At 67.2% G+C, this 9,544-nt stretch carries 8 protein-coding genes; 4 read left to right on the top strand and 4 right to left on the bottom strand.

Going from position 1 to position 9,544, the window contains the following annotated elements:
- The first annotated feature begins 107 nt into the window (after positions 1-107).
- Both VJ307_03240 and mutY read left to right on the top strand, forming a co-directional pair.
- A complete protein-coding gene (locus VJ307_03240) occupies positions 108-539 on the top strand; it encodes a ferritin-like domain-containing protein (GenBank protein HJX73146.1) in 432 nt (143 codons plus the stop codon).
- A 27-nt stretch (positions 540-566) separates the two neighbouring features.
- The gene (gene mutY, locus VJ307_03235; protein ID HJX73145.1) at positions 567-1,694 is read left to right on the top strand and encodes an A/G-specific adenine glycosylase; all 1,128 of its coding nucleotides are present in this window, start codon (positions 567-569) and stop codon (positions 1,692-1,694) included.
- 741 nt (positions 1,695-2,435) lie between these two features.
- On the opposite strand, the gene VJ307_03230 is transcribed toward mutY, so the two are convergent.
- From VJ307_03230 to VJ307_03215, 4 genes are all read right to left on the bottom strand, one after another.
- On the bottom strand, positions 2,436-2,915 hold the full coding sequence (locus tag VJ307_03230; GenBank protein ID HJX73144.1) for a ferritin family protein: 480 nt from the start codon (positions 2,913-2,915) through the stop codon (positions 2,436-2,438).
- Positions 2,916-3,026: 111 nt separating this feature from the next.
- Positions 3,027-3,242, bottom strand: a complete 216-nt coding sequence (locus VJ307_03225) for a UXX-star (seleno)protein family 1 (protein ID HJX73143.1) — start codon at positions 3,240-3,242, stop codon at positions 3,027-3,029.
- Positions 3,243-3,260: 18 nt separating this feature from the next.
- The gene (locus tag VJ307_03220) at positions 3,261-4,403 is read right to left on the bottom strand and encodes a M48 family metallopeptidase (GenBank protein ID HJX73142.1); all 1,143 of its coding nucleotides are present in this window, start codon (positions 4,401-4,403) and stop codon (positions 3,261-3,263) included.
- Between the two features lie 4 nt (positions 4,404-4,407).
- Positions 4,408-4,956: a LemA family protein gene (locus VJ307_03215; GenBank protein ID HJX73141.1), complete on the bottom strand. Its 549-nt coding sequence runs from the start codon at positions 4,954-4,956 to the stop codon at positions 4,408-4,410.
- Positions 4,957-5,029: 73 nt separating this feature from the next.
- On the opposite strand from VJ307_03215, the gene VJ307_03210 reads away from it, so the two are divergent.
- Both VJ307_03210 and fusA read left to right on the top strand, forming a co-directional pair.
- The gene (locus VJ307_03210) at positions 5,030-7,438 is read left to right on the top strand and encodes a U32 family peptidase (protein HJX73140.1); all 2,409 of its coding nucleotides are present in this window, start codon (positions 5,030-5,032) and stop codon (positions 7,436-7,438) included.
- Between the two features lies 1 nt (position 7,439).
- The gene (fusA, locus tag VJ307_03205) at positions 7,440-9,476 is read left to right on the top strand and encodes an elongation factor G (protein HJX73139.1); all 2,037 of its coding nucleotides are present in this window, start codon (positions 7,440-7,442) and stop codon (positions 9,474-9,476) included.
- Positions 9,477-9,544 lie beyond the last annotated feature (68 nt).

Genomic DNA, 9,544 nt, shown 5'->3' with positions numbered 1-9,544 from the left:
TGGAGGCCGCCCCTTCGCTTTTCCCGGGGGCCGCGAACCGGCCCCCGTTTCCTTTTGTGGTACGATGTAACCTCGAATTTCCCACCCATATTGAGGAGGCAGCCTCGATGAAGAGCCCGAAGGCGTCGAAGCAGTTGCTGGACCTGTTGAACCAGGCGGTAGCGCGGGAGCTGCAGGTTTCCGTGCAATATCTGTGGCAGCACGTGCAGTGGATAGGCGTGAAGGGATTCGCCGTGAAGGACGAACTGAAGAAGATCGCCATTTCGGAGATGAAGCACGCCGAGAAGATCGCCGAGAGACTCGTCTACCTCGGGGGGAAGCCGACCACCAAGCCTTCGCCCATCGTCGTCGGGGACACCCTCAAGGAGATGCTCCAGACGGACAAGAAGGACGAAGAGGGAGCCATCACCCTGTACCGGCAGATCATCGAGGTGGCCAGGAAGGAAGGCGACGAGGTCACGGAGAAGATGTTCAAGGAGATCCTTGCCGACGAAGAGGAGCATCACGACACCTTCACGGGGCTCCTCGAAGACCTGTAACGCCGGCATCGCCGGTACGGCCTACGCATGACGCGCAAGGAAGAATCCGTGTCCGGGACCTCCCGAAAGCTCCCGGAGGGAAGACGTTTGCGCGCGATCTCCCGCCGGCTCCTCGCGTGGTTCGGCCGGTCGGCGAGGGAGATGGACTGGCGAAACACCGACGACCCCTACCGGATCTGGGTGTCGGAGGTCATGCTCCAGCAGACCCGGGTGGAAACCGTCACTCCCTATTACCGCCGGTTCCTCTCCGCTTTCCCCACGGTGCGCGCGCTGGCCGGGGCGCCCCGGGACCGCGTGATGAAGCTTTGGGAGGGGCTGGGATACTACTCCCGGGCCCGCAACCTCCACCGGGCCGCGGAGTTGGTTGCCCGGGAGAACGGCGGCCGCCTGCCGGAGGATCCGGAAGCCCTGGCGGCGCTTCCCGGCATCGGGCGGTCCACGGCGGGCGCCATCGCGGCGATCGCCTTCCGCAGGGACGTCCCCATCCTCGACGCCAACGCGAAACGGGTCATCGCCCGGCTCTTCGCCGTTTCGGAGCCTCTTTCCCGGCCTTCCGTGGAGCGCCGCCTGTGGGAACTCTCCCGGGGCCTGATCGAGCCGGGGAAGGGGAGGGAGACCGCCCTCGCCCTGATGGACCTGGGTGCGATGGTATGCACGCCCCGCCGGCCCGATTGCCCCGCCTGCCCCCTGCGCGCCCGCTGCGAGGGCCTACGCCTCGGCCTCCAGGAAGCGATCCCCGCGAAAGCGGCGAAAAAGGATCTTCCCCGGCACGACGTGGTCGTCGCGTGGATCGCCGACGGGAAGGGGAGAGTCCTGGTCGGCCGTCGGCCGGAACGGGGTCTTCTGGGCGGCCTCTGGGAACTACCGGGCGGGCGCCGGAAATCCGGGGAGACGCGGGAAGAGGCGCTCCGCAGAGAGCTCCGGCAGGGATGGGGGATGGGCGTCGAGGTCGGGGAGCGGATCGCCTCGGTGCCGCACGGATTTTCCCATTTCCGGATCACGCTGCACGCCTACCGCTGCAGACGGACGGGAGAAGGCCCGCGCACGGAGAGGGAATGGCGCTGGGTGCGGCGGAAGGATCTGACCGGCCTCGCGTTCCCCCGGGCCTACCGGAAGATGATCGAGGCGGTGACCCAAGAACAGGGACGTTCTTAAAACTTTTCACCCTCTGCGGCGGGCACCGCATCTGCGCGCCCCGTTGCGAGGGCGCCGGGGGCGGCTTCGCCTCCGGGGTCCCCGCTCGCGTCCAGCCTCGCCGCATCCGCCCGGACCTCCCGTCCGGGCATGGCGGTCCGCCTCGCCCGCCTGTCGCCCGCATCAGGGCGGGCTTTTCCTCCTGTTCGTCGGCGGCGGGCTCGGAGCTCGAACCTTCAGGACACATTTCACCGGAAGGGTTCTCGCTCCCCGGCTTCGGCCAGCGAATGTGCCCATTGGTCCTCTCCCCGGCCATTCACCTTCCTATGGGGTATGCCAGCCTTATTGCCCTCCAAACGGCGGGGCCTCCGCCGGTTCCGCCTTCGGCTTCCCGCTCGGGGGATCCCCTGCGGCTGGCGCCCGGATACGAGGAACCCAACGACCGGGGACCCGGGGCGAGGTGGGGGGTTCCACGAGGCGGCGGGGACACTCCTGGAGGTTGTCGGTAGTACGGTTGGAGGAGTGTCCCCCCGAGAGAAGAACTTGCGTCGAGCGGAACCGGCAGCGAGCGGGCGAAGGTCGCGAGCGTAGCCGAGGGGAATCCCCCCCGAGCCAGGGTCCCCGGTTGCCGGAGCGCAGCCGTGCAGGTTCACCGCACGGTGAGCCACGAACGGAGCCCCCCTCCGAGGATGCGGAAGCCGGCCATGACGCCGCACAACGGGGGGTTCCCGGAGCGGCGGGGGCACTCCTCGAGGTCGCCTGTTACAGGGCGGAAAGGGCCTTTTCGATCGTTTTCACGTGCCCGCTCTCGAAGGCGGCGAGATGGTCGAAGACCTTCTTGATCCCGGGGTCTTTCGCTTTCGAGGAGGCATTGTGGAACAGGTCGTACGCCTCCTTCTCGAGAAACAGCGCCATCTGGAGGACGTCTTTCCTGGTCTTCAGGTTCCGGATCTTCTCGAGCAGCTCCTTGTGGGTGTCCTGCACCAGCTCGTCGATCTCGGGCAGGCCCTCCCGGCTCAGGATGTCCTTGTAAGGGGCCCAGCACTCGGAACGGACGTTCTTGTCGTAGGCGTCTTCCAGCGACAGGAAGTGGGCCTTCTCATCCATGGCAAGGCCGTCGATCACCTTGCGGAGACCCTCGTCCCCGATCATCTTCGACGCCCGCCGGTAGAAGACGTACGCCGCGATCTCGGAGTTGATCCCCAGGTTCAGGAACTTGAGCGCTTCTTCGGTGACTTTCATCGATGAAATCCTCCGGTGGTAGTTATTGGGTCGGGAAAACGGCCGCGTTGCGGGACCGCCGTCCGTTTTCCCCGGAAGTTTCGCGGCGCACGGCCGCGATCGTCACACCGCTCAGCTGCCGCCGTAGCCGATCGTCACCTTGTCGCCGTCGAGGATGACGGGAACGTCGCGGCGCCCCTTGCTGAGGGTCACCATCTCGGCCATCGCGGACTTGTTCTGCTGGACGTTCTTGTACACTACCCGGGCGCCGTCCTTCTCGTAATCCATACGAGCGCTGGTCGTGTACGGTCACGTGTCCTTCCCGAAAATCGTCACGATGCGCGTCAAGATCACCTCCTTGCAGAATCAGGATTCAACGTCCGCCGGCCCGATCCCGGCCATCGCGTACAACCGTTGGATGCGAAGCGTGGTCGAGGGATGCGTGGAAAGAAGAGCGGAGGCGTCGTCGGCGAAATCGCGGAGGGGGTTCACGATGAACAGGTGCTGCGTCCCCCGGTTCTCCCCCGGAACTTCGGCGCCGGCCCGCGAGATCTTCGCGAGCGCCGCGGCCAGCCCCAGGGGATTCCGCGTGAACTGCGCGCCCATGGCGTCGGCGTGGTACTCCCGCTGGCGGGAGATGCTCATCTGCAGGATTTTCGCGGCGATGGGGGCGAGGATCGCGAGCAGGATTCCGAGCCCGATGAGGGCGACGTTCCCCCTCCCTCCCCCCCCGGACCGGTCTCTCCCGCGGAAGGGCATCCCGCGGAGGAACATGTCGGCCAGAAGGGCGATCGTCCCCACCAGGACCGCGGCGCAGATGTTGTAGAGGGTGTCCCGGCTCTTGATGTGGGCCATTTCGTGGGCGATCACCCCCTGCAGTTCCTCCCGGTTCAGTTTCTCGAAAAGGCCGGTCGTCACCGCGACGAGGGCTTCCTGCGGATTCCTCCCCGCGGCGAACGCGTTTATCCCCGGGCTTTCCATGACGTAGACGCGGGGCATCGGGATCCCCGAGGCGATGCTCATCTCCTCGACGACGTTTCGCAATCTGCGGTGGTCGGCGGTGTCCGCCTCGCGGGCATCGTGGATCGAAAGAACGAGGGAGGAGCCGTTGAAATACGCCGTGGCGGCGAGGATCGCGTAGAGGATGAGCGCGAGTGCGACGCCGTAGCCGACGCTTCCGTACGCGCTTCCGATCCCTCCCCCGACCGCGAGAAAGGCGGCGAAGAGAGCCAGGAAGAGCAGCAGGGACATCCGGACGTTCCTCGAGGCCGCCTCGTAGAAGGAGAGCATGGGGGCCGGGCGCAGGAGGGGGCCGGGCGCCCCCGGGGGTCCGCCGGCCGGCTCCCCCGCAAACCGGGAGACGCCTGCGGGGAGGAACGATTTCTGGCACAGGTTGCAGTACGCGGCGTCCCGGTGGTTGGCCGTACCGCATCCCGGGCAGATCTTCTCCCCCGCGGCGAGGGGGGCATTCCTGCTCTGAGTCTCCCGCTGAGGAGTGTCCCCCTCCATGAATTTATCGGAGGTCCGCCTTCGGCACGGCGCGGCTTTCCTCCCCCACCTCGAAATACTCCGCCTGGGAGAAGTCGAACACCGAGGCGATGAGGTTGGACGGAATGGACTGGATCTTGTTGTTGTAGGTCATCACCGAGTCGTTGTAGAACTGGCGCGCGAAGGAGATCTTGTTCTCCGTCCCGGTCAGTTCCTCCTGGAGGGAGGCCACGTTCTGGTTCGCCTTGAGCTCGGGGTACCTTTCGACGACCGCGAAGAGGCTCTTCAGGGACTCCGTCAGGACGTTCTCGGCTTTCCCCTGCTCCGCCGGACCCTTTGCGGATATGGCCGCGCCGCGCGCCTCGATGACCCGGGTAAGCGTCTCCTGCTCGTAGGACATGTAGTCCTTGACGACCTCCACGAGGTTGGGGATGAGGTCGTACCGGCGCTTCAGCTGCACGTCGATCTGGTGCCAGGCGTTCCGGAACTGGTTGCGCAGCCGGACGAGGGAGTTGTACGACAGGACGAACCAGCCGACGAGCACAACCGCGAGGATCGCCGGAATCCAGCTCATGTCATTCCTCCGGACGGGGAAAATCCCGGTTTTTCCCCGAATGCTATTTCCCGGTAAGTCTATCGGATGTAAGATGAATGTCAAACGAAAAGGGGCCGATTTCGTGGACAGACAAGGGTTTGCGGGCGGCAGGGGGATGCGTCGCGGTGAACCTCTCCTGCGGGGAGCCGGCGCGCCTGCCCGGACGACCTTCCCCGAGCTTCTGGCCCCGGCAGGCTCGGTCGAGTCGTATTTCGCCGCCGTCTCCGCCGGAGCGGACGCGGTCTACCTCGGCCTCCAGAGGTTCAATGCGCGGGAACGGGCCGAGAATTTCACCCTGGCGGACCTGTGCCGGATCCTCCCCCATGCGCACAAACGGGGGGTCCGCGTGTACGTCGCCATGAACACGGTCCTGACCGAGGCGGACCTTCCCGAGGCGGTTTCGATGCTCCACCAGTTGGCCCCTCTTTCCCCCGACGCCCTTATCGTATCGGATCTCGGGCTCATGAGGGTCCTGCGCGACTTCTTCCCCGGACTTTCGTTCCACGTCAGCACCCAGGCCGGCTGCGCCTCCGCCGACGCCGCCGAAGAGTTCGCGTCCCTGGGCGCGGAGCGGGTGATCCTCGAGCGGCATCTGGACATCTCCGAGGTGCGAAGGATCGTGTCGACCGCCCGCGTCGGCGTCGAGATCTTCGTCCATGGGGCGATGTGCTACTCCTACTCGGGGAAGTGCTTCTTCTCCTCCTTCCTCGGGGGGAAAAGCGGCAACCGCGGGGCGTGCGTCCAGCCGTGCCGCCGCCTCTACGGACATCCGGGCGGCGAGGAGGCGCTCTTTTCCACCCGCGATCTCACCCTCATCGATCTCCTTCCCGAGCTGGTTCCGATGGGGGTCGCCGCCTTCAAGATCGAGGGGCGGATGCGGAGCGCGGAGTACGTGGGCGGCGTCGTGTCCGCCTACCGGCTTGCCCTCGACCGGATCCGCGAGGGGAGGAAGGAGGAAGGAGTCGCCGAGGGGAGGGCGCTTCTATCGCGGGTGATCGGCAGGGAGGAGACGCGCGGGCTTACCGGCGGCGCGGCCCCCCGGGAGGTCGTCGCCGGAGGGGTCACGGGGAGCGTGGGGGAGCTTCTGGGCCCGGTCCGGGAGGTCCGGGAAGGGTGGGCCCACGTCGCGGCGGAAGCCCCCGTCGCGCAGGGGGACCGGCTTCGGGTGCAGTTCCAGAGCGACGGCTCCGGCAAGGGGTTCTCCGCCCTATCGATGCGTGCGGACGAAAGGGGGGTCTACGTGCGCATCCCCTTCGACGTTTCGCCGGGCGACCTCCTCTTCCGTGTCGGGGGAGGAGGGAGGGCGGAGATCACCCGTTCCGCCCGCCGGGAATGGGAGGCGTTGCCTCCCGGAGGGGTCCGGTTCCGGGTGGTCGCAGGGGACGGGATCGTGGCCATCGAGGCGTCGTACGGGAAGGTGCGCAAGGAATTCTCCTTCCGCGTTTCCGGCGCGGGGGCGCGCGGGGAGGAGAGAGTTCCGCCGGACGCGGAGGACCGCCTGCGCTCCGTCTACCGGTCGGATCTCCCGGCGGGGGAGATCCGCGTCGAGGGGAAAGGGGCCGCGGTCCCCTGGCAGGATGTCGTGGCCCTTTTCCTCAAAGCCGCGCGGAAGTTCGACAAGGACTTCTACCTTTCGGGGAAGGACCTGCGCCTCACCATCCTTCCCACCCTCCGGGTGCGGGGGAGCCGCCGGGAGACGCTGCCGACCGTCTTCTACGTGGGTTGCCGGGCCGAACAGCTTACGTTTCTGCCGCGCGTCCCGGAGATCGTTCCGGTGGTCGAGTTCACCCGGTCCCTCGCGCGGGATCCGTCCCCGGGGAACCGGGGGTTCCGGGAACGCGCGCATTTCTGGCTTCTTCCCCCGATGCGGGAATCCGACGCCGCTTTCCTTCGCAGGACGGTGCGGGAGGCGGTCGGGAAAGGGCACCGCCGGTGGGTGGTTTCCGACGTGGGCCACTTCCGGCTCTTCGGCGGCTTCCGGTCCGGGAAAGACGTGACGCTGGTCAGCGACCATTACCTGTACGCCTTCAACACCGGGGCGCTCTCCGTCCTGTCGGGGCTGGGGGCCTCCCGGATGATCCTCCCGGTGGAGGCGAACCTGGCCGCGCTGCGGGCGGTGGGAAAGTACCTGCACGACCTGGGGATCGCCATCGCCTACGGATCCGTCCCTCTGATGATCTCTCGCCTGGTCCCGTCGTCGGGCGTCCGGGGGGAGGTGGTAAGCCCGAGACAGGAGCGTTTCGTCGTCGAGGCCGACGAGCGGGGATCCACCGTCCGGGCCGACCAGCCGTTTTCCGCGTCGGGGTCTCTCCATGAGATCCGCTCCGCGGGAATCCGGGACTTCTTCGCGGACTTGCGGGACGTCCCCGAGGGGGAGACCGGGAATATCCTGGAGGCGCTGTTCGCCGACCGCGCGATCCCCGGCACCTCGACGTTCAATCTCTTCCGGGGGAACTTCTAGGATGGTTCACGCGGACAAGGTCCGCAACATCGGGATCATCGCGCACATCGACGCGGGGAAGACGACCCTGACGGAGCGGATCCTCTTCTACACGGGGGTGAGCCACCGGATGGGGGAGGTCCACGACGGAGACTCCCAGATGGACTACCTCCCCCAGGAACGCGAGCGCGGGATCACGATCACGGCGGCGGTCACCCAGTTCCCCTGGCTCGGGGCGGAGGTGCACCTGATCGACACGCCCGGCCACGTCGATTTCACCATCGAGGTGGAGCGGTCGCTCCGGGTGCTCGACGGGGCGGTCGTCGTCTTCTGCGGAGTCGGCGGGGTGGAGCCCCAGTCCGAGGTCGTGTGGAGGCAGGCGGACCGCCACAAAATCCCCCGCATTGCCTTCGTCAACAAGCTCGACCGGCCGGGGGCCGATTACGCCCGGGTCGTCGCGGAGATGGAGGGGAAGCTCTCCGCCCGGGGGGTGCCCGTCACGGTCCCGTTGCACGCGGACGGGATTTTCCACGCCGTGGCGGACCTGGTGACGGGGGAAAAGGTGGAGTTCTCGGAGGAGGGCCAGGGCTCGGTCGTTTCGCGGTCCGCGCTTTCGCCGGAGGAGATCGCGGCGGTCGCGGCGTACCGCGAGACGCTTCTCGAGGCGGCCGCCGACGCCGACGACGGCGTCGCGGAGAGATACCTCTCCGGGGGGGAGATCTCCCCCGAGGCGTTACGACAGGCGATCCGCAAAGGGACGGTCGCCGCCCGTTTCTTTCCCGTCTTCGCCGGCGCCGCGCTCCGCAACAAGGGGATCCAGCCGGTGATGGACGGGATCGTGCACTTTCTGCCCTCCCCGGCCGAGGTTCCCCCCGCGAGGGGGGACGACCCGAGAACCGGGGTCCCCGTCGCCCGCGCGCCCCTCCCTTCCGCCCCGTTCGCGGCGCTCGTCTTCAAGGTGATGATCGAGGAGGGCAGACGAACGGTCTACCTGCGCGTTTATTCCGGAAAGGTCCGCGAGGGGGACGTCCTGGGGAACGCCTCCAGCGGCGGGACGGAGAAGGTGGCGCGCCTCTTCCGGATCCACGCGGGAAAGAAGGGAAGGATCGCGGAGGCCGTGGCGGGGGACATCGTGGCGATCCGGGGGATCAAGAACGCGCGGACGGGAGACACGCTGTGCGATCCGGAGGCGCCGATCCTCCTCGAGTCGATCGAGATCCGGAAACCGGTGGTGTCGATCGTGGTGGAGCCCAGGACGTTCCGGGAGATGGACCGCCTCCGGGAGACGCTCGCGAAGATGGTGGAGGAGGATCCGACGCTGTCGATGAAGGAGGACACGGACACCGGCCAGATCATCCTGTCCGGGATGGGGGAACTGCACCTCGAGATCCTGGTGGACCGTCTGGGCCGGGATTTCGGGCTCCCCGTCCGGACCGGGATGCCGCAGGTCGTCTACCGGGAAACGATCGCCGAGGCGGGCGCCGCGGAAACGGTGTTCGAGCGCGAGATCGCGGAGCGTCTGGTGACCGTGAAGATCGCCATGGAGCTTCGCCCCGGCCGGCGCGGGTCCGGGGTCAAGGTCTCCGACCGACTCCGGATGCTTGCGCTCCCGCAGGAGGTCGCCGACGGCGTGGAGTCCGGCGTTCGGGAGGGGGCGTTCACCGGCATCCTGGGATACCCCGTGGACGACGTGGAGGCGGAGGTGACGCACGTGGAGTTCCTCACCGGGACGGCTACGCCGCAGGCGGCGAAGGTGGCGGCGGTGAGGGCGTTCCTCTCCGCGTACGAGAAGGGGAAGCCGTACCTCCTGGAGCCGGTGATGGCGGTGGACATCACGGTGCCCGAGGAATTCCTCGGAGGGGTGATCGGGGACATCAACGCCCGGCGGGGTCGGGTCACCTCGGTCGATCGGCGCAACGAGGTGAGCCACCTTTCCGCCCTCGTCCCGCTCAAGGAGATGTTCGGATACGTCACGTCCCTTCGATCCCTGTCCCAGGGGCGGGGGACCTACATGATGAAGTTCTCCCACTACGACCGGGCCGCGCGGAGCGCCCCGTGACTAAGAACAGGGACGTTCTTAAAACTTTTCATCCTCTGCGGCGGGCGGCTGCATCTGTGTGCCCCGTT

The organism is Candidatus Deferrimicrobiaceae bacterium, assembly GCA_035256765.1.
GTDB lineage: Bacteria > Desulfobacterota > Deferrimicrobia > Deferrimicrobiales > Deferrimicrobiaceae > CSP1-8.
Note: the sequence above shows the minus strand (reverse complement) of the source record. Positions and strands in the feature narration are given on the sequence as shown.

Coding starts and splice junctions, on each gene's coding strand:
- VJ307_03220 (HJX73142.1), bottom strand. CDS start 4,403: ATGGAGGGGGACACTCCTCAGCGGGAGACTCAGAGCAGGAATGCCCCC.
- VJ307_03230 (HJX73144.1), bottom strand. CDS start 2,915: ATGAAAGTCACCGAAGAAGCGCTCAAGTTCCTGAACCTGGGGATCAAC.
- mutY (HJX73145.1), top strand. CDS start 567: ATGACGCGCAAGGAAGAATCCGTGTCCGGGACCTCCCGAAAGCTCCCG.
- VJ307_03240 (HJX73146.1), top strand. CDS start 108: ATGAAGAGCCCGAAGGCGTCGAAGCAGTTGCTGGACCTGTTGAACCAG.
- VJ307_03210 (HJX73140.1), top strand. CDS start 5,030: ATGAATGTCAAACGAAAAGGGGCCGATTTCGTGGACAGACAAGGGTTT.
- fusA (HJX73139.1), top strand. CDS start 7,440: ATGGTTCACGCGGACAAGGTCCGCAACATCGGGATCATCGCGCACATC.
- VJ307_03215 (HJX73141.1), bottom strand. CDS start 4,956: ATGAGCTGGATTCCGGCGATCCTCGCGGTTGTGCTCGTCGGCTGGTTC.